17 protein-coding genes are annotated in these 23,742 nt (G+C 61.3%); 6 read left to right on the top strand and 11 right to left on the bottom strand.

Translation table 11 applies throughout. The features are described from left to right. Position 1: 1 nt before the first annotated feature. The 8 genes from EY713_RS03705 to EY713_RS03670 all read right to left on the bottom strand — a co-directional run bounded on the left by EY713_RS03705 (position 2) and on the right by EY713_RS03670 (position 11,878). Positions 2-823 (bottom strand): DUF3658 domain-containing protein, encoded by an 822-nt coding sequence (locus EY713_RS03705; RefSeq protein ID WP_131113619.1) that lies wholly within the window; start codon positions 821-823, stop codon positions 2-4. 97 nt (positions 824-920) lie between these two features. After that, positions 921-2,138 carry an FAD-dependent oxidoreductase gene (locus tag EY713_RS03700; protein WP_245572880.1) on the bottom strand — a complete coding sequence of 406 codons (1,218 nt, stop codon included), beginning with the start codon at positions 2,136-2,138 and terminating at the stop codon, positions 921-923. A gap of 31 nt (positions 2,139-2,169) precedes the next feature. Next, a complete protein-coding gene (locus tag EY713_RS03695) occupies positions 2,170-3,600 on the bottom strand; it encodes a UDP-glucose dehydrogenase family protein (protein ID WP_210215306.1) in 1,431 nt (476 codons plus the stop codon). Between the two features lie 56 nt (positions 3,601-3,656). Next, positions 3,657-4,976 carry a sugar transferase gene (locus EY713_RS03690; protein WP_131113618.1) on the bottom strand — a complete coding sequence of 440 codons (1,320 nt, stop codon included), beginning with the start codon at positions 4,974-4,976 and terminating at the stop codon, positions 3,657-3,659. 435 nt (positions 4,977-5,411) lie between these two features. Further along, positions 5,412-6,443, bottom strand: a complete 1,032-nt coding sequence (locus EY713_RS03685) for an NAD-dependent epimerase/dehydratase family protein (RefSeq protein ID WP_131113617.1) — start codon at positions 6,441-6,443, stop codon at positions 5,412-5,414. A 492-nt stretch (positions 6,444-6,935) separates the two neighbouring features. Next, positions 6,936-8,243: an MATE family efflux transporter gene (locus tag EY713_RS03680; protein ID WP_131113616.1), complete on the bottom strand. Its 1,308-nt coding sequence runs from the start codon at positions 8,241-8,243 to the stop codon at positions 6,936-6,938. Beyond that, positions 8,240-9,622: an O-antigen ligase family protein gene (locus EY713_RS03675; protein WP_131113615.1), complete on the bottom strand. Its 1,383-nt coding sequence runs from the start codon at positions 9,620-9,622 to the stop codon at positions 8,240-8,242. The genes EY713_RS03680 and EY713_RS03675 overlap by 4 nt, the downstream gene beginning before the upstream one ends. 147 nt (positions 9,623-9,769) lie before the next feature. Beyond that, complete coding sequence (locus tag EY713_RS03670) at positions 9,770-11,878, bottom strand: GumC family protein (RefSeq protein ID WP_131113614.1); 2,109 nt, start codon at positions 11,876-11,878, stop codon at positions 9,770-9,772. 516 nt (positions 11,879-12,394) lie between these two features. On the opposite strand from EY713_RS03670, the gene EY713_RS03665 reads away from it, so the two are divergent. After that, complete coding sequence (locus EY713_RS03665; protein WP_131113613.1) at positions 12,395-13,726, top strand: GNAT family N-acetyltransferase; 1,332 nt, start codon at positions 12,395-12,397, stop codon at positions 13,724-13,726. A 4-nt stretch (positions 13,727-13,730) separates the two neighbouring features. Continuing rightward, positions 13,731-14,786, top strand: a complete 1,056-nt coding sequence (locus EY713_RS03660; RefSeq protein WP_131113612.1) for a glycosyltransferase — start codon at positions 13,731-13,733, stop codon at positions 14,784-14,786. A 17-nt stretch (positions 14,787-14,803) separates the two neighbouring features. Here EY713_RS03660 and EY713_RS03655 read toward each other — a convergent pair whose 3' ends face one another. Both EY713_RS03655 and EY713_RS03650 read right to left on the bottom strand, forming a co-directional pair. Continuing rightward, the gene (locus EY713_RS03655; protein ID WP_131113611.1) at positions 14,804-16,357 is read right to left on the bottom strand and encodes a right-handed parallel beta-helix repeat-containing protein; all 1,554 of its coding nucleotides are present in this window, start codon (positions 16,355-16,357) and stop codon (positions 14,804-14,806) included. Between the two features lie 3 nt (positions 16,358-16,360). Further along, on the bottom strand, positions 16,361-17,713 hold the full coding sequence (locus EY713_RS03650) for a polysaccharide biosynthesis/export family protein (RefSeq protein WP_165491017.1): 1,353 nt from the start codon (positions 17,711-17,713) through the stop codon (positions 16,361-16,363). A gap of 398 nt (positions 17,714-18,111) precedes the next feature. On the opposite strand from EY713_RS03650, the gene EY713_RS03645 reads away from it, so the two are divergent. The 4 genes from EY713_RS03645 to EY713_RS03630 all read left to right on the top strand — a co-directional run bounded on the left by EY713_RS03645 (position 18,112) and on the right by EY713_RS03630 (position 22,894). Beyond that, positions 18,112-19,923 (top strand): right-handed parallel beta-helix repeat-containing protein, encoded by a 1,812-nt coding sequence (locus tag EY713_RS03645; protein ID WP_131113609.1) that lies wholly within the window; start codon positions 18,112-18,114, stop codon positions 19,921-19,923. A gap of 190 nt (positions 19,924-20,113) precedes the next feature. Next, the gene (locus tag EY713_RS03640) at positions 20,114-21,103 is read left to right on the top strand and encodes a UDP-glucuronic acid decarboxylase family protein (protein ID WP_131113608.1); all 990 of its coding nucleotides are present in this window, start codon (positions 20,114-20,116) and stop codon (positions 21,101-21,103) included. An 8-nt stretch (positions 21,104-21,111) separates the two neighbouring features. Further along, positions 21,112-21,918: a WecB/TagA/CpsF family glycosyltransferase gene (locus EY713_RS03635; protein ID WP_131113607.1), complete on the top strand. Its 807-nt coding sequence runs from the start codon at positions 21,112-21,114 to the stop codon at positions 21,916-21,918. A 181-nt stretch (positions 21,919-22,099) separates the two neighbouring features. Beyond that, the gene (locus EY713_RS03630) at positions 22,100-22,894 is read left to right on the top strand and encodes a response regulator transcription factor (RefSeq protein ID WP_245504198.1); all 795 of its coding nucleotides are present in this window, start codon (positions 22,100-22,102) and stop codon (positions 22,892-22,894) included. Between the two features lie 432 nt (positions 22,895-23,326). Here the strand turns inward: EY713_RS03630 and EY713_RS03625 are convergent, their stop codons facing one another. Beyond that, on the bottom strand, positions 23,327-23,707 hold the full coding sequence (locus EY713_RS03625) for a DUF779 domain-containing protein (protein ID WP_131113606.1): 381 nt from the start codon (positions 23,705-23,707) through the stop codon (positions 23,327-23,329). Positions 23,708-23,742 lie beyond the last annotated feature (35 nt).

The raw sequence follows: 23,742 nt of genomic DNA, 5'->3' as shown, positions 1-23,742 counted from the left end.
TTTAAAGTAGAGGCCGGCGAACCTGATAGTCGCGCAGACCCGGCCCGGGCCCCGCGACCTCGAGCGAGCCGGTGTGGCCCAGCGCAAGCATGCGCCCAAATAAAACGACGTCGCACGTGTCCTGACCCGTCGCCGCATCGCCGAAGGACAGCTTGCCGATCGTGCGCCCGATCAATCGGGCCGCGATCTCCCAATCCTGTCCGGCTTGTTCGACCAGCAGGGCATCGTAATGCGTGAGGGGTGCTGACACCAAACGATCGTCCGTCACGATCCGGAACGGCGCGTTCTCGCGACGAAGCTCCGACCACGCCATCGCGGCCGCGCGACAGTTTTCATCGGCGAGAGGGCGTCGCTTCTCGTAGAGCTTCGAGGCCACGATATCCTGCGCCCGCATCGACCCGAGAGACCACGGACGTCTCACTCCATCGCGCGTCGCGACTTCGAGATTGGTGGCGTCGACGATGTCGAAGCGCCGCCCATTCAGGCGCGCCGCGAAGGCAAGGAAGCAAGCATGCTCCATCGGAGAGCTGAGGCAGACCCAAAACACCGGATGGATGCTGGGCGCCGTCGCCTCCGCCCAAGCCATTTCCACGTCGATCGGACCGCAATCGGGTTCATCTTGACTCAGGGCGTCAGCCTTTAAAACGGACGCGCCCCATGCCCGCCGGATCATCGGATCGGCTGGGTCGATCGGGCCGACGCTGAGACAATCCGGCAACCCGATGACGCGCTCCGCGACGCCGAGCAACCCCAAGGCTTCGCGAAGTGTCTCCGCGATGGACCAGCCGAACACCACGTGGACGGTTTCGAGTGTTCGGTTCAAACTGTTCCTCAGGGTTGCCGGCGCATCATGGCCAAAGCATCCCCGGCCGACACGTGCGGGTCAAGACCGCGTGGCGGCAAGGCTCGAGCGTGCGGCGTCAAACCTGCGTCGCAGCACCGTCCGGGCGAGCGATGGCACGCGTCTCGGCACCGACCGGCACGCGGTCGACGACATGACGCGGCGTCGACGTCATCGACCGCATCGTCCATCGCCCTAGGCGAACCACGAAGCGGAGCCAGCGCTGCAACGCCCAATAACGACTGGGGTCGGTCGAAATCCTCCGGAGCGCGAAAGCTTTCTCGATCGCCACGGTGTCGGACGCGGTCTTGATCGGATCGGCGTAGAAGGCCGCGATCTTATCGACGCCCATGCCCGGCGACGCCAGCCATTCAGGGATGTAGCGGTTGCAGAGTTGGCTGACGTCGTTGAACACCTTCAACGTGCCGGTGCCGGTCGCGGGGCAGGGCGTCGCGAAGGCGTCGCCGATCATCACGACCCCGGGCTGCTCGACATGTCGCATCCGGTAGAGGTCGGTGGGTCGGACCTTCATCGGACCCTGGACAACCGTCTCACCGATCAGGCGGGCGAGGCCCGGCAGAAGACGTCGGAGCGCCGCGTCCGGATCGGTTCTAAAGGCCGCCACGAGCGGGCTCTTAAGCGGCTGATAAAGGAACAGGTTGGCCCGCAGCGTGCTGCCGATGTGGAACAGCGTAATATAGGCGACGCGGTTGCCGATCCCCTCAGGGTTATATTGCAGGGCCGGAAAGGCGAAGTCGGCGCCATCGACACGCTTGAGATTGAAGCCGATCGTGATGGAGTGGCAGGGGCTGACGAGCTCGCGTTCGACCCCCAAGGATTCGCGTAAGCTCCAATTGAGGCCCGTGGCCAGGATCACGAGCCGCGTCTCGATCGTATCGCCATTCGACAGCTGGATCGTCTGTCGATCGGGGCTGGTCTGAAAGCCGGTCGCCCAGCATCGCACGATCGGGACTGTCGCAGGGATTTGCCGCCTCATGGAACCGACGAGACCCTCGTAGGCCATGGCATATTGGGTGAACGGCATCTTGTCGACGAGGCGGCCGAAGCGCGCGATCCAGAGCATGTCGGTGCGGGTCGCCGATTCGATGACCTGATCGGCAAGGCCCGTCTCGGCGAGCAGGTCGATGTGACCATGCTCGAGTTTCTCGCAGCGAAAGTCGGTCGGGACAACCTCGTGCGGGTCGACGACGATCACATTGCGTCCTGCTCGGCCAAGCAGGGCGGCGGCCATCGATCCCGCAAGGCCGCCCCCCACGATTGTGATATCGGTCTTCACGTCGGCACCTTGTCGTAAGAGAGCAACGAAATTACGCGGCGACGCTATTGAGTTCTCTCACGCCTGGATGATCGCCCAAGCCGGCGACATGGCCGCCATGACGCGCGTCGTCGCCGCCCTCCGCGGACGGGGCCGCGAGGCGTCCGAGGCCGACATGCTCGAGCCCGAACCGCGCGAGCGCCGGCCCATCGAGACAATTGCGGAGGTCGAAGACGACGGGCCGGTTCATCTGCAGCGCCAGCGCTTCCCAGTCGAGGGCGCGGAATTCCGGCCACTCCGTCGCCACCACGATGGCATCGGCTCCCGCAACGGCTTGCCCGGCACTCTCGGCGCAGGTCAGTCCCGCCAGATGACGATATTGATCGTGACTGCCCGAGGGATCGTGGACCGCGACATCGGCGCCGGCGTCGATGAGATCGCCGATCATCGAAAGAGCCGGCGACTCGCGGGTGTCGTCCGTCCCGGCCTTGAAGCTGAGACCGAGAACCCCGATCCGCAACTGGCGGACGTCGCCACCGAAAAAGGCGATAATCTTTTCGGATGTGAAACGCTTCTGGCGTTCGTTCGACGCGATGACGGCTTCGGCGATCGGCATCGCCATGGCCATGGATGCTGCCAGACCCACAAGGGCGCGAAGATCCTTAGGAAAGCATGAGCCGCCGAAGCCTGGCCCGGCTCGCAATCCTGCCATACCGATGCGCTGATCGAGCCCGATCCCGACCGCCAGTTCCTCGACGTCGGCACCGCTCCGCTCGCACAGCCGCGAGAATTCGTTGATGAGCCCGATCTTCGTCGCGAGAAAGATGTTCGAGGCATATTTGATCAGTTCGGACGTTTCGACCGACGAGACCTCGAAGAGACGCGATCCCCGGCGCGTCAGGGGTGCGAACAGATCGCGCATCATCGTCAAGGCTTCGGCGGACCGCGATCCGACGACAATGCGATCGGGTTCCATGAAGTCGCCGACGGCCGAGCCCTCTCGAAGGAATTCGGGGTTGGAGACGACGGCGAATTCGTCCGATGAGAGGTGACGCGCGATCACCGCCTCGATCGTGCGGTTGGTCCCGACCGGCACGGTCGACTTGATCACGAACGCCACGAAGCCGCGCAAGCCCGAGGACCGTCGGCTCCTCGCCGCCGATTCGACCGCCGCGAGCAGCGGGCCGAGTTCGGCCGTCGCTCCATCCCGTCCCGTCGGCGTTCCGACCGCGATCATCAACACGAGCGACGGCGACGTCATGGCGCTCGCGAGATCTGTCGTGAAATGCAGGCGATGGGCAGCCGCATTGGACACGACGAGGTTTTCGAGGCCAGGCTCGTAGATCGGGATCCGGCCATCCCGCAGCAGGTCGATTTTGCGACTGTCGGAATCGACGCAGATCACGTCATGCCCGATCTCAGCCAGGCATGTGCCGCTCACCAGCCCGACATATCCCGTCCCGACGACACAGACTTTCATCATGGTTTGGCTCCGATTTGTATCGCGAGAGGGAGACCGCGGACGCGCGATCCTTGAAGTCAGCGTGCGCCTTTGCCGAAGACCACGGCCGGCATCGTGTGAAGCAGGATGTAGAGATCGAACCAGATCGACCAATTGCGCACGTAGAACGTGTCGGCGTTCTTTTGAATCTCAAGGGTGCTGTCGCTGCGACAGGTGATCTGCCAATAGCCGGTGAGACCGGGCGTGACGCTCGAGCGCAAAGCGCGAAACGGTTCGTCGAAGCCCGCAAGATGATAGGCCGGAAACGGGCGCGGCCCAACGAGGCTCATGTCGCCGCGGACGATATTCCACAATTGCGGGAGTTCATCGAGGCTGGTCCGGCGAATGAACTGGCCGAGGCCCGGCAGGATTCGGGGATCGCGGCTCAGTTTAAAGCTCCGCTCCCACTCGGCCCGCGCCACGGGATCGCTGGCGAGATGCTGCTCGAGCCGGCTTTCGGCATCGTTGAACATGCTGCGGACCTTCCAGACCCGCACGATGCGACCGCCCAGCCCGATCCGGGCCTGTGCGTAGAACGGGTTATGGCGGTCGACGCACCAGACCGCCGCGGCCGTTGCCGCAACGATCGGGAGAGCGCTGAGCAACATGATCGTCCCGATCAGGAGATCCATCGCCCGCTTGACCACCAGATTGCGAGCCAGGAGCGAGCGCCGAATCTCGATACCGATCGCGCTTCCGATCATCCGACTATTCAACCAGAGCGTCTGCATGTCGCCCGCGTCGCGGGCGATAATGACCGACGCGAAATTCAGGCTTTCGGCCCGCTGTGCATCGAGGTGACCATCCCCCGATGATAAAAGCACAGCAAGTTCGGCCGGTTGGTCCGCGAAGCCGGCGGGGTTGCGGAGACGCGGATCGTCGAACGCCGCGCGCGCCAGAACACGCATCCCGAGTGTCGAGGCGGTCTCGAGCATCGCCGCAAGCGTTCGCGTCTGTGCCGCATCTCCCACGAGGACGACACGCGTCTGCCAAATATCGAACCGGGTCAGGATCATTTGGGCTAACCCGCTCGCGATCGAACCGAGCACCACCACCAACACCACGAGCGTCGCCCAGCCGGCGACCTGCGCGAGTAGGCTCAAGGACCGCTCGAGCGTGAGATCGACCACGATGGCGAAAACGAACGCCGACAGGACCCGAAGCCGAAAGATTTCGACCGGATTGGAGCGCGATGTCTCGTAGAGACCGAGCAGCAGGCTCAAGCAAATCAAAAAGGCCGCCGGGGTCAGGAAGGCGGCCATGCCGAACGGCGTTGTGTTGTCGGTGCCAAAGAGGCGAAACAGGCCAATTTCGATCGCGACAGCCGCGATGGCGGCCACGCCGTCGCCGATAGCCAATACGGAAACGACCTTCAGTCGACGATAACTGATCGACGGAAAGTGACGGAGGCTCGGACTCGCGGCAGTGTAGGAACGAGCGTCCAGATGCCCAAGTCCGGCCCTCACTTCGACTTCCGACATTACCAATCTCCAAGCACGGCATGCGTCGATGCGGGCGCGCGGCGTGCGGTCCGTCGTCGAAAGTCGGATCTGCGGTCGTGTCGACAGCGGTTCAGTGCGAGCGATACGGTCCGGACCGACAGCGTCTTTTCGGAATGAGCCCGGCGTCCGGAGACGCCAGCCAGCGCTCTTGGGCTGTTGTCGTCGGGGGACCGATGCTCCGTGGTCGGGCTCCGATCCGAGCGAAGCGGCCCTGCGCCGAGAACACGACGCCAGCGCAGGGCCGGTGATCACCGCGCATCATCGGGTCGCGAGGACCCGATGACCTCGTGGTCAGCGCGAGGGGGCCGCGACGGCCGCCAGTAGGTAGGCCGACTGGGCCGAACCCTTGTCGAGCGCGCTGAGTTGCTCCGCAATCCACGTGTAGGTCGGCACGATGCCGGTCCTCAGATCGATCTTTGGCTCCCACCCGAGGACGTCACGCAGTCGCGTATTGTCGCTATTGCGACCGCGCACGCCCTGCGGACGCGTCGTATCGTGGCTCTTGCGGATGCGCTTGCCAGCCGCTTCGGCGACGATGTCGACGAGCTGGTTGATGGTGACGAGCTCATCGGTGCCGAGATTGAGCGGCAGCGAATAGTCGGACTTCATGATCCGGACCAGCCCTTCGACGCAATCGTCGATATACATGAACGAGCGCGTCTGCTCGCCATCGCCCCAGATGTCGATCATGTCGCCATCGAGAACCTTGGCGATCTTGCGGGAGATCGCGGCCGGAGCCTTCTCGCGGCCACCGTCGTAGGTGCCGAGCGGCCCATAGACATTGTGGAACCGCACGACCCTCGTGGCCATGCCGAAATCTTCGGTGAAATATTGGCAGAGTTTCTCAGTATAGAGCTTCTCGAGACCATAGCCCTCTTCCGGAGCGGCCGGGAACGCGTCTTCTTCCTTCAAAGCGACGACATTGGCGTCGTGTTGCAGGAACTGCGGATAAACGCAGGCCGAGGACGAATAGAGGAACCGAGAGACGCCTGCCTTATGGGCTGCGTCGACCATGCCAACGTCGATCAGCGTGTTGTTCAGGGTAATTTCGGCATGCGATTGGCTGATGTAGCCGATGCCGCCCATATCGGCCGCGAGATGGTAGACTTCGTCCATCCCCTCGACCGCCGCCGCGCAATTCACGCGATCACGGAGATCGACCTGCATGAACTCGTCGGCATGCGTGGCTTCATATTCGGGTTGCTTGATGTCGGCCGCGCGGACCCAGCATCCCATTTCCTTCAGGCGTGTCGTCAGGTGATGAGCGATAAACCCACCTGCGCCTGTGACCAGAATTTTCTTCCTCGAGCTTGCAATCGACATAGGGGCTAACCTTTCGTTACCGTCTCGCTAACTTTGCTGGAGTCGCGCGGTGATTGAAGCCCTTCAGAGGGAGTAGCCCTCTTTCTCCGTTCAGTCCTTTCCATGACAGAATTTCCTCTGCGACAATTCAGTCTTGGAACTAAAAGAGAGGTCTGGATGAAAGTATTCCGTATTGTTCGAGAGAACCGTGATTGGTACCTCGCCAGATGTTGTTTGCGAGAGCTGAAGATGGAGCGCTCTGGCCGGCGCCTCTGATGGATCACCGGCCGCATCATCGACGAAGAAGGATGTCGCGGGATTGAGAGGCGCGATTGCACAGGCGGTCATCCGGCTCGGAAAAAGCGTCATGGATGACTGGGTGGTGCCGCGTGACACCGGTCGTGCGGGTTATCGTCGATGTCGCGCCTGCCCTCCCGCTTGCGCGGGAGAGACGTCGTCATCTGTCAATATGAAGCTGTCTGCTGACCATCTCGTCGGCAAAAGCGTCGAGCATCAGCCAGCCGTCTCGCGATGCTCGAGATTGCCGACCGGCCGTTGAACGTCGTCCGATCTCAGGCGGATGACGGTGTAGACAATCAGCACGCTCGAGCGGATCGCGAAGGCCGCGAGAAGTGCGAGACACGCGCCTTTCAGCCCATAGAGACCAACGAGGACCGGTCCGGCGACGGCCATGGCCAGCGTCGCGATGACATCCGCGATAAGCGCATCCCGACCACCGAGAACGCCATGCAGGTAGGCGCAGACCGTACTTCCGACGTAGTAGAACATCGCGCCGATGGCCAGGATTCGAATTGGCCAGACCAGCATCGCCGGATCGGCCCGTGATCCATAAACAAAAGCCAGAATTTCACTCGGTGCGATCATCAGCAGCGTAACGAAGCCGCCGACGATCGGGAGTCCGGCAGCGATCGAGGGCCATGAGGCGCCCCAGGCAGCCCGATAGCCTCCACGCATGGCACGCGACGCCAATTGAGGCACGACGTTACAGACGCCAAACACGATCGGGTTGACGACGTTGACGAGATTCATGCCGATCTGAAATGCGCCGGCGAGCGAAGGCCCGGAGAGAGCAACGAGAAGCCATGGAAGACACATGGTTCTGCCGATGCCGAGGACGTTCGTGGTGAGAGACCAATGCCCGATCGACCAGAAATCCGCCGTCATCGGACGGAGCGGCAACAGGCGTGTGCTCCTCAGCGAAAGCTGCGACCACTGGGCCACAGCACCGATCAGCGATGTTGCGGCCATGATCCACAATGCAATCGGCAAAGTCATCCCGATGCGATGAGAGACGAGCGTGAGAACCGCCGCTTGCCCGAAGAAACTGAGAATGTCGCCCGGGATGGCCGAGAGATACCGGAATTCGGTCAACAGGCCGCGTCGCATCAGTTCCTGAACCTGGCTCGCCGCCAGCATCGCAAAGGTCGGCAGCAAGAGATTCGGGTCGACCAACCATGCAAAACCTAAACTCAAAATTGCCGCCATCGGCAGCAGGATCATCGGCGCCAAAGCGATGACCGAGACGATCAAGTTCTTGCGCCCGACCTCGTCTTGAGCCGCACCTCGAACCGATAGCGGGTAGAAGATCAGCGAGCCGCAGCCCGCTTGCATCAGAGCCAGTATGCCGATCACGATGGCGAAATGGCCGTAGCTTTCGAGCGGAATCGCTCTGGCCAGGAGGACGTTGAACAGAAATGTCCCGGCGCTGACAATGCCCTGATCCATCAGAGGGATCGCGATGGTCGGGAGACGAAGGGCGCGTCGCGCCCAGCGGCCGAGCGAAGCGGATGCTGTCGTCACCACGGATTCGCCTCAGCTCTCAGATTGGCTACTCGTTCCCGGCAGAGCGCCTCATAGGCAAGCGATAGACCGATGCCGCTGCCAAAGAGCACCCAGAACAGCACGCCGACCATCGGCCCTTCGAGGGCGACGTCGAACGAGCTGTTGATGACGCAGCCGATCCAGTCGCACAATATGAATATCAGCATGCGGGACCACAGATCGTCGCCTCTGCGACGCGACAGGTAAATGCTGCGTCCCATTGTCCAGAGCCACGCCAGCCCGGTTGCGATCCATAAAGTGAGTCCCGGCACTCCGGTTCGGGCCAGGATGGTCATATGCGCGCTATGCGGGCTGCGGAGCGGCGGGCCGACGCCGCCCGTGCCAAGAAAGCCATCGCTTTCGGCCAAGCTAATACCGAAGCCTTTGCCCTTCCAGAAGTAGGGGCCATGGATCGTATAGTCGATGACCTTGTTCCACCATCGCAAACGCCAAGCTTTGGTATCGTCGAGAGTTTTATCGCTGGAATGGGTGGTCACAAAGATACTGACCGCATTGTCGACCAATTGCGGCACCGTCACGGTGCGCCGATCCGACTGCATCGGAACTTCGAAATTGGTGACGTAAAGCACGAAGACGATCGGTAGAACGCCAAGCATGAGAAGGAACAAGGCCTTAAATCGCCCGGTCAGGACGGCGGCAAGGAGGAGCGGAACCACCACGGCCAGCATGCCGCCCCGGCTCTGCGCCGACACGACGACCACGCCCAGAAACAACATGACGACCCAGGCGAGCGTCGACCGTTTCAGGCCAAGGAGCCCGAAGAGCGCCGCGCCCCCGGCCTGAACCGCGACCTCACCGCCGCGCAAGGCGATGAGAGGCGTGTCCGACCCTGGCCAATGCGGGATCACGTTCCCCAGATATTTCTGAGACACGTAGATCACGGCAGCCGAAAAACCATAAATCGTGAAGAAGGTGCCGGCCCAGCGCATCGCCTGATCGATGCGGGTGGGTTTCTCGAGGATGAGATTGGCGATGACGAAGCCGAAGATCCCGTACATGACGATGACGGTGTCACGCAGGGCGTCGATCTTGTAGATCCCGATGAACGGGATCGTTCGGGCGATCGTCAACACCATCAGCATCGCGAGCAAGATGCTGGGCGGGCTGATGAACACCGCCAAGGACGGGAACGGCAGCAGGAATGTCACCATTCCGGCCAGCAGCATGATTTCGCCGGGGAAGAACGGGGCGATGCCGGCATAGGCAAAGCCCTTTCCGGTCAGGCCATAGGCAGCGACGCACAGCAGCAACGCGGCAAAGTAAATGTCGTGATACCGGCCTTTGGACGGCACCCTCTCGGCAAGAGCGGGTGCGGGAAGAGTCGAGACAAAGCTCACAAGGTCCCCCGGTTCATCGTGGCGCGGCTGATCGCGACGTCCGATTGCGAGAGCTCGCGACGACGGGCTGCGAACAGCCGGCCGACGTCTCCGTTTCCGCCTGCGACGACAAAGCGTGTCACGAACAATCTCCTGCGCAACGAAAGATCAGGCCGGCGCGCTGTTGCGCGCGGCATAGCGACCCGCAAAATAGAGCTGGTCGCGTTTGCCGAGATGGCGATGTGCCGCAAGATCGACGTCGGTCAGCACCACCATCGCACTCTGGCCAGGGGCCGGCGTCAGTTGCTGGAAAGCGGAGGCGGCCGCTTGCCTTGGGGTTGATCGCCACTGCACTGCGAACAGCACCAGATTGGCCGAGCGGGCGATCAGCAGCGCCTCGGGATCGCTCAGGATGGCCGGAGCCTCGACGATCATGACGTCGAAATGCGAGCCAACCTTATCGATCCACGGCTGCAACCGATCGCGGCATCCGACGATCGCCGAAAGATCGTCCGAGGTGCGGTGATAAAGCGAGACGGCGCTCCCGGCGATCCGCTCAGGCTCCTGCTGGCCGGCGGCACCGTCCTGTCGACCGGCCTCCCGACGCCCCGCATTTTCAACGATCAGAACGCGACGTTGAAGTGCGCCGAGTGCGGTCGCCAGTCCACGCACCAAATCGGTCTTGCCCTCACTGGGACGCGCTGATGTGACAACGACGACGACGCAGCCATCGCGAGGTTCGGCCAAGCCGCTCGTGATCGCCAGCGCCTTCATGGCATTGAGGTAGATTGGACGGGGTTGCGGCTGATCGGCTTTCGTTCGTCGAGGAAGCATTCCGGCGCAGGCGATCCCGAGGTCGCGCGCGGCTTCTGCGCTTGTCGAAAAACCAGTGTCTCGCAGATGAAGAAGGAACACGAGGAGCAGGCTGGCGCCGAACCCTGCCATGGCGCCGAGGATCCCCACCAGGATCAGGCGGGGGGAGGCCGGTAAGGCGAGCGGCTCGGCGCTGCTGACCAACTGCGCCGCGATCGGCTTTAATTGGGTCAGCGCCTGAGCTTGTCGAAGCGCCTCGCGCAGCCGGTCGAGATTCGCTTGCGCCGTGGTCTCGTCCGCCTCGAGCGAGCGCATATGATTGCCGAACATCTGGCTTCCGAGAGCCGCGTTCTTCAGAGCCGCCAGCTGTTTGTCGAGCGCGGCCTGGGACGAGCGCATGCTGTCGATGTCGGCTTGGGTGATCCGGATCGCTTCTGCAACCGCATCGACAAGCTGCTGACGGGCCGCCTCGAGTGTCTTCTCGGCTCGGATGTAGAGGGGATGTTTGGTGCCGATCATTTGCACCAGACGGGAGGCCTCCTGCCGAGCCGTCACTTCGGCGTCGATCAAGCGCTGCGCGTCGGTCGAGCCCTGCAGGTCGAGGGCCGAAGGGGTCTGCCCCGCCGCCGCTGCCGCCGTCAGGCGCTGCAAGCGCGCTTCGAGCCGCAACTGATCGGCTTGCGCGGCCGACATCTGGCTGACGAGATCCCGCATCTGTTGTTCGTTGGCTTGTGGGTTGGCCGTATTGGCCGCGATGACGTCGGCGCGCTGACGGAAAACCCGGATCGCCTCGGCGGCCCGCTCGCGCGCCGTAACGGCTTGGGCCACTTGCGTGGCCAGCCAATCGCTGGTCCGACGGGCCGCGTCGACGCTCACCTCGACGCGACTTGCCAGATATTCGTCGGCGAAGAGATTGGCGATCATGGCGGCCCGGACGGGATCCTTCGCCGCATAAGACACGTGGACCAGATAGGTCTTTCCATCGGTCTTGACCGTCAGGCCTTCCTGCAAAGCCACCAGCTTCCGGTCCGTCGCGATCGTTTCGGCGGAGTCGGTCGTCTTGGGCGATGCGATCACGGATTGTGACCCCGCTGCGGGGGACTTTGCCTCGCCTTGGCGTTCGAGCTGCTCGAGAACCCGGCGCGCGACGGCGCGCGACCGCAGGATTTCGGCCTCGCCCTCGACGACCGCGAGGGCATCGACCGTTGCGACGGGCGTGCCGGCAATCGCCCCCGAATCGGTCCCGAATTTGAGCTCGACCAGGGCCTCGCCGACATAGGTTCGTCCGAGCAAGACGGCCGCCGCGATGGCGGCGAGAGCCACGAGCGCCGTCACGGAGGCGATCAGAAGCTTGCGGCTCCACAACACACGGAAGATGTTGACGAGGTCTGACTCATATTGCGCCCGCAGATCTTGTGGAGGGGAGACAAGACGCGAGAATTCGCGGGGGGACGCCATATTCATGCGCTGTTCCGTACAAAGGAGCCGGCCGCTGAGCGTCGGCTGGTCAGACAACCTCACGGTCCCGCAAGTTTGAAGCAGAGTGACGTTAGAAGAGAAGACGAGCTTAGGGAGTAGCCCGTCTGGCCGTAAGGAACCTAGGAGGTAGTCTGACTGCTTGTTCTGCCTTTGCTGCACCGATCATGTAGATTGAGGAATAATTTTAGCGGTCGATGATTCGCGATTTACCAAGCCGGCATTTTTAGCAGTTGCGGAATTTTAAATGTACACTCAGCCATTACGCTATCGTAGCCAGGGGTCGATGGCCGCGGCACGCGTGCGAGAGGGGCGTCCGACCCTGATGGTATTGCAGAGCCGCAGGCGGCTGACCCTGGTTCGGCCGAGCGCCGCCAGGACGTCATGCCGGCTGGAAGAGGCGCGCTGCAGGCAGAGTGCTCATGACGCGATCCGACGGGTTCCCGAGTCCGCAGTTCAGTTCCGAACACCAGTCTGCCTTCCCTCCTGCATGACAGAGTGATCATGACCGATGTGCTAAACACCGCCGAGAGGCGCGATTTGGAGTTTGTGTCGGTGTCGCTGACGCTTGATCGTGTCGATCCGTTCGATCGGCCGCGCGCCTCTTTGATCCAAGACCCAGGTGAGATCCTCGACGCTTGGATCGATCTCCATTCTCGCGTGACCTATGCGGCCTTTTATCAGGCGCCGCAGTGGTGTGCCGCCTGGGTGGCGGCCTGTGCGGCGGCTGGCCGGCCGGAAGACGTGAGGATCATCGCGGTCTATGATTTCGGCCGCCTCGTCTTGATCTGGCCACTGGCGGTGCGGCGTCTGGGTCCTTTTTCGGTTTTGCACGCTCTGGCCGAGCCGGCGACGCAATATTGCGATCTGTTGGTCGAACATTCATCTAAGGCCGCCGATTGGATCGGCATCGCTTGGGCTTTGGTGCTGGCGCAGCCGGGTGTCGACCTCGTTCATCTCCGAAACGTCCGAGAAGGATCGGAGCTGCAGCGCTATGGGGCTCACTGGCTCGACGGGCACCGCGTGGCGACCGGCGTGGCGCCCTATCTCAACCTCTGCGCCGCTGCCGACGGCAGCCGTCGGCAGCGCAGTGGGCGAAGCGTGAACGCTCTTCGCCGCCACCTCAAGCAATTGAGCAAGCGTGGACCCGTCGTGTTCGAGACGGTCCCGCCCAGCGGCCAGGTCGCTGCCCTGAAGCTCGCGCTCGCATTGAAGCACGATTGGTCGAAGGCGCGCGGCGTGCGGAGCGCTGGCTATGAACATCCGGCGAACGAAGCCACGCTCCTGGCCCTCGCGAGCAGCGGCAATTTTGTCATGCGCCAGATTCGGGTCGGCGGAAAAGTCACGGCGATCGAGATCGGAGCCACTGAAAAAGGTCACTATTACTCGATGATCCAGAGCTACGACGCATCGTTTTCGGCCCATGGGCCAGGTCGAATTCTGCTGTGGCGGCTGTTCGAGGACGGCGACCCGGAGATTACGACATTCGACTTCCTGCCTCCGGCGCAGCCTCACAAGACCGAATGGGCGGCCGAAGCGGTGCCGGTCCACACCTATGGCGTCGCCACGAGCCTGAAGGGTCATCTTGTTCTTGGTTACTTCCAACATCTCAAGCCGCGCCTGAAAGCGCTTTACCTCAAAGCACCGCGATTTCTGCAACAAGTCGCACGTGATCCGCGCCGCGCATTGCTCGATGCTGCGAATGGCGTGCGAGGCAAGCTCCAGTTTCGCTTCAAGGCTGTAAAACTGACTCTCGACCAGACCGGCGTCGGCGGCGACGGTGCGGCGCGGGTCGCGGGCCTGCCGCACGGGTCGGCCATCGAGCCGCAAGGCTGAGACCATGGTTCCACCCAACCGATGCACCTACATCCTTTGCACGGTTGGTCGCGAACCAATCGAACTCGACATTTTTAATCATCATGATCCTTTTAATCATGTCTATCTCACCTACTGGGTCCGGATTTTCCAGTGGATCGAAGCCGCGACTGCTCTCAGTGGTCTGACCTTCTACGTCGTTTGGGATTTTCAGCAGATCCCCGATTTGCCGTCTTATGGCGAGCATGTCGTCGCTCTTTTGTTACTCGACGAATATTGTGCAATGCCGCATTATCTCAATCGCGTGCGGTTCGTTTTCAAGAATTACGGATTTTGGCCGTGGCTCAGCCCGACGTTGCGTGGCAAGTCGCTCGTCACGATGCTGAAATTCATGAAAGATGCGGTGAATTGGGCCGGTCATTACGCCCGCGCCGCAACGCGGAATCGACATTTGCGACCGGGACCGAACCGGCTCGTGATGCCGCTCGGCTACGCCCGGCAGACCGATGTGCCGGTTCGACGCTTCGACGCGAGACGCTATGTCGTTTCGTTTCTCGGCAGCGTGGAACAGAGGCGATATAGTCCTCTATCGCCACAAGCCTGGCTGGGAACGCCGAAGAGTATCGCGCGGAGCGTGATGGTCGACGGTTTGCAGGCTTTGGCAGCCCGGATGCCGAACCTTGTTTATCTGGGCAGTACCGAATCATTCGACGACAGTATTTTGTCGGATGGGCACCGCTATTCCGAGCTGATGGCCGAAACGAAAATCTGTCTTGCCCCGCGCGGGTCCTCGGTCGAAACATATCGCTTCTTCGAAGCCATGCGACAGGGTTGCGTGATCATCTGCGATCGCCTCCCGCCACACTGGTTCTACGAACAATGTCCGGCGATCCAGATCGACGATTGGCATGATCTCGAAGAAACAGTCGATGGGTTGCTGGCCGATCCGGGTAGCCTTCTCGGCCTCCACCTCAAGACACTGGAATGGTGGAATGCGATCTGTTCGGAAGAGGCGATCGCCAAAATCATGGCATCTTGCCTTGATCCTACCTTTGACCCTGCTTCGCCTGCGGCCCATTAAGGCGATCGGCGACCAGATCAGCCGCCGTTTTGCGTGACGACCGTCGAGGTCACATCCTGCCCGAGAGCCTGAAAGGCCGGCAGATCGACGGTTTGTCGACCCCAACCAAAAGAGACCTCGCAGTGAGGCGGCACGACGTAAACATTTCCGGTAAAGAGGTTATGCCCGTTCTCGATCATGTGATCATTCGGCGAACCGCGAGCCACGTCGCTTACCCCACCCATGCGAGCGTCCTTCGACCCGGTGAAACGGACCACATTGGCTTCGATCCGGTTTCCCATGGTCTTGTAGAGCCCTCCATTATCGCGCGGACGGCCTTGATCGATCAGAGCGATGCCGGTTCCTCCCTCCGACACAACGACGAGATTATGCTCGACCGTCACATCCTGCGAGGCCGCGATCAGAATATTGGCGCCCCAATACCAACTCTGATCGGCGACACCGTTGCGTCGCGAGATGTTGTTGCGAATCGTGGCCGCGTAGCTGATCTCGTGAAAGATGCCTGCGCCATCATTGTCTTCGACGAGGTTGTTTTCATAAAGCGTGTTGTGGCATTCGATGTCGCACCACAGACCGGGGCCATGATTGCGACGGGCGACATTGCGTCGGATCACCAGATTGGTGGTGACGGCCGCCTTTAGACCGCCGCCCTCCCAGCCCGGATCGAAGCCCCTCGTGTTGTTTCCAGAAATTTCGTTGCCGTCGATGAGACCATTCTGCAGCGTCGCGCTGATCCCGAGCTGGCCGTTGTGATCGACGCGGTTGTCGAGGATGCGAGAGCTCGGACCCGTTAGAATGCCGAGCCCGCTATTCTCGCGCACGTCGTTGTGCTGGATCGTCCAACCCGTCGAGCCACGGTTCTGGTCGTCGAAGATCGCCCCGCGTTGCGGCGGGTTTCCATACCGTTGGACCGTGAAATCGGACACGACGACATCGCGGGCATGGTTACTGAGAAACGCGTAGCGTGCCGCCGTCTCGGACACTTGATGCCCGGTTGGATCATCGGCGATCACGACGCGGCCCGCATCGTCGATCAGGAAGCTGCCTGGCTTCAGCGCCGCTCGCGTCTCGACACGAACGAGCGCGACATCATCGAGCCAAACGACCTCCGGGTGTTCGCAGAGCGGCACGGAGGTCAGGCATCTTCGATAGGAGACCTTGGCGAGCGGCTCGAACGGCGGAGCCCTGCTGGGCACCGACCAGAGGTTTCCGACCTGCCGGAAGTCGGTGAGCGGTAATGTTCCGTCGAGCACCGCGCCGGCTTCGCCATAAAAAGCTTGGCCATCCTTGGGCGCAATCGTTTGGGCGCGATAGCGGCCCGCCGCGATGCAGAAGACCGTTCCCGGACCTTGCCGATCGACGACGGCCTGGATCGATTGACCCGGCTCGATGCGGACGGCCGGCGACGGACAATGGATAGGCCGGGGCCCGGCTTGCGAAACATCTGGAGGAGCCGGGTCGCTGGGAATAGGTGCGGTATCGGCGCTTCCGACGCCCGTGGCGGATGCGAAGAGCAAAGACGCTGTCGCAATGGCGCCAAAACGGGTCGTCGACGCGTGAGTCCACCGCATCGGTCAGCGCTGGCTCAGGAGATCGTTCCCCATCGCGGTCCGTGCCGGATTATCGGCGCTGCTCGACCGGCCAAACGTTGGGGGCGCAGCATCTTGTGCCGCTGCACTCGGTTCGCTCAGCCGTCCGGGCAGAGCCATGACACCGCCGGATCCGGTGCCGACCTGCAGAATATCCCCGGGGCGAACCGGCGTGCTCGGGTCGGCGTCGAAGGTTTCCATCACGCCCTTGCGGTAGCGGGAAACCCGCAGCACGAGCGCTTTGTTGTCGTCGTCCTTGAGCGCGAAGGGCAAGCGTTCCTTCCGCAAGCGAAGATCCTCGCGCACCAAAGGAAGAGCACTTTCGGTCGTATCGATCGTGAGTTGGACGTTGACGAGGTCGGCCGCGAGCCGATTGCGATAGGCGTTCCCGATATCCTGAAGCTTCAGGTTGGCTTCGGCCAGGGTCGATTTCGCCCGCGCCAGATCCCCCGTCACGCGCGATAAACTCGACTGGGTTCGGGACCGTTCGCGCTGGAGGTCCTGCACCGGCGAACGCCGCGTCAGACCGTTGACCAGAAGCCCACTGACATCGGCGACTTGGTGGTCGATGATGTCGACCTGCTCCTTTTCGAGCGTCACCTGTTGCTCGAAGGATTGGATATCGACCTCGATCGAATGCATCTGTTGAGTCAGAAGCGCGACTTGGCTCGCCTGAGATTTCACCTCCGCGTCGAAAATCCCTTGCTCGCCCGCGCTTAGACGCTTGATGGTCTCGTCGTTTTGCGGATCATTGTTCTGAACCGTGAACGTTGTGGCGTTTTTGACCTGCGCCTCGAGCCGCGCTTTTCGGACACGCTGCGACAGATCCGTCAGGATCAAGGCTCGAAGCCGCTCGTCTGTTCGGAGCAATTCGATCCGCTGAGCCGTCTCCTCGCCCGTGATCCTGAGGCTACCGCCCGCCAAAGCCATCGCGGTTTCGACCGTCATTCCATCGATGAAGGCGTAACGACCGGCCCCGCGCACCTCACCGACGATCGTCAGGGGACGCAACTCTGACAATCTCACGTTGATCACGGGGTGTTGCAGGTAGCCATCACTAAACCGGGCCACAAGCTGCGCCTGCAACTCCCGCGACGTGAGCGTGGTGACGTTCAAAGGTCCGAGCAAAGGCAGTTCGATCTCGCCGTTGGGCTCGACCACATAGGTCCCGGAAAGGTCCGGCTGGTCAAACACCGTGATGCCGACCCGGTCGCCCGGCGAGAGATAATAAGGATCGTCCGCCAAGGCCGCCGATGCAAGGACGCCGCTGGTCAGCGCCGCGAGGGCCACCGACATGACGAAACGCCGCGCCGGATGTGGACCAACGAGGGCTGCCACGCTGCATCGCAAGCTGGAACGAAGCCAGGAAGGTCGCATCATGAGAAAATGCCTTTACGTCATCGGGCGTGTTCGTTGCGTCGCCACGACTCAAATTAGCGTGGAGTTCCGCGAATCAGCAGGGCAATAACGGGCGCAAGACCAGCCGAACGGGGTACGTCCTTTGCGCTAAACAGCACAAAGCAACATTGGAAAATGAAAAAAAATCAATAAATTCGAGCCGTCTTGGAATTGAAAAATTATCTTCTAACTTGCGATCAGGTATAGGAAAATTAAAATGAGGCAATTATGCCGGCTTATTGTGACCTAAGGTAAGTAGTTCCATTTTGGGATATTAAGGTTGCGCTCACCAAAAAACCCAGTTTACGCTCCCTCATCCGATTAACTGGGATGAATGAATGGCAGTCGCGAGCAACGATGTTTTTGGACCGAGTGCGATCACTAAGCCGTCAGGCGCGATCGACTTACCCGTGGGCGCAAACTACCAACAAATCATCGACGATGCCGGACCTGGCGCGACGTTCTGGTTCGCAGGCGGCGTTCACAATCTGACTACTCCGATCGTGCCGCTTGCTGGTCAAACCTTTCTCGGGGCTCCCGGTGCAGTCCTCGACGGATCACGGACGCTGACGTCCTTTACCGAGCAAAATGGCCTCTACGTCGCGGGTGGCCAGACTCAAGAGGGCATGCGGAACGATACCGCCGTCACAGCCCCCGGCGCTGCACGAGGCGGCTACCCGGAAACCTTTTTCCTCGACGGCAAGCCCCTGACACCGGTTGCCTCGACAGCCGACGTCAAGAGCGGAACCTTCTACCTCGATTACGATACGAAACAGGTCTATCTCGGTGATAACCCTGCCGGTCACACCGTGCAGGCGGGCATCGCCTCGGCCGCCTTTGCGTCCACGGCCGCCAATGTCACGATCAGCAACCTGACGATCCAGCATTTTGACTCACCGGTTCAACAGGGCGCGATCCAGGGCGGCCAGAACTGGACGGTCGAGAATAACGAGGTCGCCTCGAATTTCGGCGTCGGCATCAAGGTTCAGGACGGCAGCACCATCAAGGACAACTATGTCCACGACAATGGCGAGATGGGCCTTGGTGGAAGCGGCGCAAATATCACCGTCGATCATAACGACATCGCATCGAACGGCGGTTGGGCCGGCATCGACCCCAATTGGGAAGGGGGCGGTGAGAAATTCTCGCAGACCAGCAATCTCTTGGTCGAGAATAATTATTCCCACGACAATCATGGCCCCGGATTGTGGACCGATATCGACAATATCAATACGACCTATTCCGGCAATCTCGTCGTCGATAACGACGGCGCCGGCATCACGCATGAAATTTCCTATGCGGCAAAGATCACCGGCAATACGGTCGAAGGAAATGGGGCCACTCTGAAGGGTGAAGGCAGTCCTTGGGGCGCGCAGATCCAGATTCAGAATTCACAAAATGTCGAGGTCTCCGACAATAAAGTGGATATGTCGGGTGGCCTGAACGGGATCATGTTGATTCAACAGGATCGTGGCTCCGGCGCTTATGGCGAGCACACGACGACCAACAATTCCGTCCACGATAACACGATCGTCAACAGCAGTGGCTCCGGCATGACTGGCGGGTTTGCCGATTACGACAAACAGGGCCTGTTGGACGGCAGCAATAGCTTTGCCAACAACACCTATAACGCGTCGGGTACGACCGATAATTGGCGTTGGGGCGACGAGACCGTCGGCGATACGTTCGCTCAGTATCAGAAAGATTCGGGACAGGATCAGGGATCGACCATCAGCCCTATTCTTCCGAATACGGCGACCTGGCTGTCGGATTGGAATGGCGGCGCGGGCGCACCGACCGATCCGGGCACTGCCGCGTCCACGCCGGTCGTCACAACCACGCCCACCAGTGGCACCTCGACCCCGCTCGCATCGGACCCACAGCCTGTGCTGCAGGATCCGCCGGCCACCTCGACCGGTACCACCACCACCACCGCGCCCGACGCAGCGTCGGGAGGCGGGACCCCGCCGCTGATCGATCCGAACCAGGGGAGCACGTCGTCCGGAACGGAGACCGCGGGCAGCGGCGATCAAACGTCGGATGGCGGAGCGACGGACCCGAGCGACGGAACGGGAGCGACCGGTGGGGCGATCCACCATCACGGCCATCATGGTCACCATTGGGCGGTTCACGTCGCCGCGCAGGGGTGATTTAGCCTGCGACCGTGCCGCGCCGGGTGTCGCAACGGAAGAGCGGCATAAGCCCGACGCGGGACGGCATCGCAAGCGGTGTTGATGGCCGCGGTTGCGGTACATGTCCTGCGCGATCGTAGTGCTCCGTATGGGCGGATTGCTGCACGCGCGAGCAGCCGGAATATGGGCCCCATCGGCAAGTTTGCCTATGGGAAATATCGCAATGTCCAATGTGCTGATAACCGGGGGGGCGGGGTTCATCGGCGCCAACCTGTGCGAACGCCTGCTTCGCAATGGCGACACCGTCACCTGTCTCGACAATTTCTCGACATCCAACCGGGAGAATGTCGCGCATCTCCTTGGCGACCCGAACTTTACCTTGATGATCGGCGATGTCCGATCGACGATCCGGGTTGACGCCGACACGATCTACAATCTCGCCTGTCCTGCGTCTCCGCCAAAATATCAAATCGACCCGGTCTATACGACCGAAACCTGCGTGCTTGGCGCCATCAATGTCTTGGAACTGGCGCGGCGAACCGGCGCGCGGGTCTTTCACGCCTCGACCAGCGAAGTCTATGGCGAGCCGCAATGCTCCCCGCAGCCGGAGACCTACCGCGGCAACGTCAATCCGTGGGGGCCACGCGCCTGCTACGACGAGGGCAAGCGCTGCGCCGAAGCGCTGTTTTACGACTACAGCACGAAATATGGCGTCGATGTGAGGGTCGCACGGATCTTCAACACCTATGGCCCGCGCATGCACCCGGACGATGGCCGCGTCGTCTCGAATTTCATCGTTCAGGCGCTCGGTGGCCGGCCACTGACGATCTACGGGGATGGCATGCAGACCCGGTCGCTTTGTTATGTCGACGATCTTTTGTCGGGCTTCGAGGCCTTGATGAGCGGCCCTTCCGTCCCGCATCCGGTCAACCTTGGAAACCCACACGAATTGACGATCCTCGAGATCGCCGAATTGGTGATCGAACTGGTAGGGCGCCCCGCCACGATCAGGCGCCTCCCGCTCCCGCAGGACGATCCGACTCAACGCTGCCCCGATATCGGCGTCGCCCGCTCCCTTCTTGGCTGGGAGCCGCGCGTGGCGGTGGAAGATGGTCTGCGGCGGACCGTCACCTATTTTGCCGGGCAGCTCGCAGCGTCTCAACCCCGGCGTGATCGTATCGCCGAAGCAGCGGAGTGATGCGCGCCATGTCGGCTGTTCTCGGAGCGGATCACGATCGTGATCGCGTCATCACCCCCCCTTCGACCTTTGACGTCCTCGGCGTTCCCGTCAGCGCGATCGACCCCGATGTCGCCGTGGCGACGATCGAGGGTTGGATCGACGCGGGAGCCAGGCAGTATGTGTGTATCGCGGGCGCCCATGGCGTCATCGAAAGCCGCGACGACCCCGAATTGCTAAAAAGCTTTCAGCACGCGGGGCTTGTGACGCCGGATGGAACGCCCCTGGTCTGGGTTGCCTGGTTGCGCGGCCTGTCCCATGTGCGGCGCGTCTATGGGCCCGACCTGATGCTGCGGATGAGCGGCACATCGGTTCGTCCCGGGCGGCGGCATTTCTATTTCGGCGGCAATGATGGCGTCGCCGAACGATTGCGCGACGTGCTCACGGCCAGCAATCCGGGCCTTCAGGTGGTGGGATGTCTCACGCCACCGTTCCGCGCCGTCACGCCGGAGGAGGATGCCGCCATGGTGGCGGCCATCAATGCGGCGCGGCCGGACATTCTTTGGATTGGGTTGAGCACGCCGAAACAAGACCTGTGGATGCTACGTCACCGGGATCAATTGCAGGTTCCCGTGACGATTGGTGTTGGTGCGGCCTTCGACTTCCTCTCGGGAAGCAAGAAGCAAGCGCCTCGCTTTATTCGCGAAAACGGCCTGGAATGGGCCTATCGCCTGTGTAGTGAGCCGCGTCGTCTCTACGGTCGCTACAGCAAGATCGTGCCCCGCTTCCTCCAGGTGTTGGCGACCGAATGGTGGCACCGGAGCCACATGACGTAGTTGTCGAATCACTTTGAATCGGCGAGTAATTAAAAACAGTTTAAGTCCATATTTTTTTCCAATATATATTGCTAGTTAGCTTTTTACTGTTGAGTTAATTACAAAATAAATATTTGTCCGCTGGGACGCTCGAAACGCTCGCTCATATTAGAGCGGTTTTCAAATTGGGGATTCGGTGGTGATGAAACCTCTTCCCGTTGCTCTTTGCTTGCAGAGCCGCCTCCTTAGAGACGGCATCGCGCTTATTATTAAAGAAGCCAATTATCGTTTATTGGCTTCAAATTCGACCTTGGACGAACTCAAGGCGACGAAGTTTAAAGTCGATTCTCGCTTTATACTGCTGATCGCCGGCCAACTTGATCGCGCGTCAGACATGTCGATGGTGGCTGAGATCAAGCAGCATTTTCCGAACTGCTTGACCGTCGTGCTCCTTGATTCGTGTTCGGACGAGCGGCGCTGGCAGGTGGAGCGTCTTGACGTTGCAGGGGTCCTTCTCAAGTCGATTTCGAGCGAAGCGTTGGTCGCAAGCCTGAAGTTGATCGGTCTCGGTGAATATGTCTTTGGCATCCCGTTGGCCATCAACACTGAAAAGCCAGTCGAGAAGCATGTCGAGTGGTTTGGCAAACAAGAAACCGACACGGGCCACCGTCCGATCGTCAAAGAGGGTTCGACCGAAATCGAGGCGGTCGATCTGTCTTTGGGTCATGCGCGTATCGCGCAATCCAGAATCATGGGCCGCAGCAAGCTGTCGGATCGGGAGTTGGAGATTTTGGCCTGCTTGGTGGCCGGAAATTCCAACAAAGTCATCGCTCGGCTCTGTAACATCAGCGAAGCGACCGTGAAGGTCCATCTGAAGACCATTCTGCGGAAGACCGAAGTGGTCAACCGAACGCAGGCTGCCGTCTGGGCCATCAACAACGTGGCACTGAATGGCGCGCATTCCCACTCTCGGCTCGAGGTCGACGAGCAGGCGTAACCCCGATTCGCGGCGCGGCTTGGGAGGTCGCGCTTCGCCTCGATCCCGCGCTCGCCCCAGCGACGCTTTTCGGCTACGCTGCGGGCCGGATTGGGAAATGAGTCATATGGATCCTCGACACAAGCATCGTCCCGACGAGGGTCGTGACCTTCTTCTATCGATTAAGGCGTCGAGCCTGCGCAGAGGCATGCGATGAGGGCCGTGCGTCGTCCATCGACCGGCGTGCTGGCCTCTCCTGCAGCCTCGGCTCTTCCCGAAAGCGATCTTCTCACTGCGGTTCGATCGGCTTTGACGCAGTCGCCGCATTTGTCGGATCAGCACATCAGTCGGGCGACGGGATGCTCGCCGACGACCGTCAAGAAAATGCGGCGCTCGCTCGCGCTGCCGTCGGGACCAGCGTCGAGCGTCGGGGCATAAGCTTGACGCGTCGGCTCATTCGCCTCGTGGCGGCTCGCCCAGCCCATCGAGTTCCGTCACCTCGTCGTCGGTGAAAACGCGGCTGCGGGTGAGAAACCGCACGCCTTCCGGCGCTTCGGCCGAAAATCCGGCGCCGCGGCCTGGAACGACGTCGATGATCAACTGCGTATGTCGCCAGTAGTCGAACTGCGCGGCGCCCATATAGAAGTTACAGGCGCCGATCTGGCCCATTAGCACGTCTTGCGGTCCCACGCGGAAATCGCCGATCGGTAAACACATTGGGGCGGAGCCATCGCAGCATCCGCCCGACTGATGAAACAACAGCGGTCCGTGTTGTTGCTTGAGGCGTTCCAAGACTCCCGCAGCTTTCTCCGTGATCTCGACCCGCGCAACCATCCCGTCATATCCTTGTTGGGTCGGGAGGCGGTGTC

Origin of the sequence: Lichenihabitans psoromatis (genome assembly GCF_004323635.1) — a bacterium.
Classification (GTDB): Bacteria; Pseudomonadota; Alphaproteobacteria; order Rhizobiales; family Beijerinckiaceae; genus Lichenihabitans; species Lichenihabitans psoromatis.
This window is presented reverse-complemented; position numbering and strand designations above follow the sequence as displayed.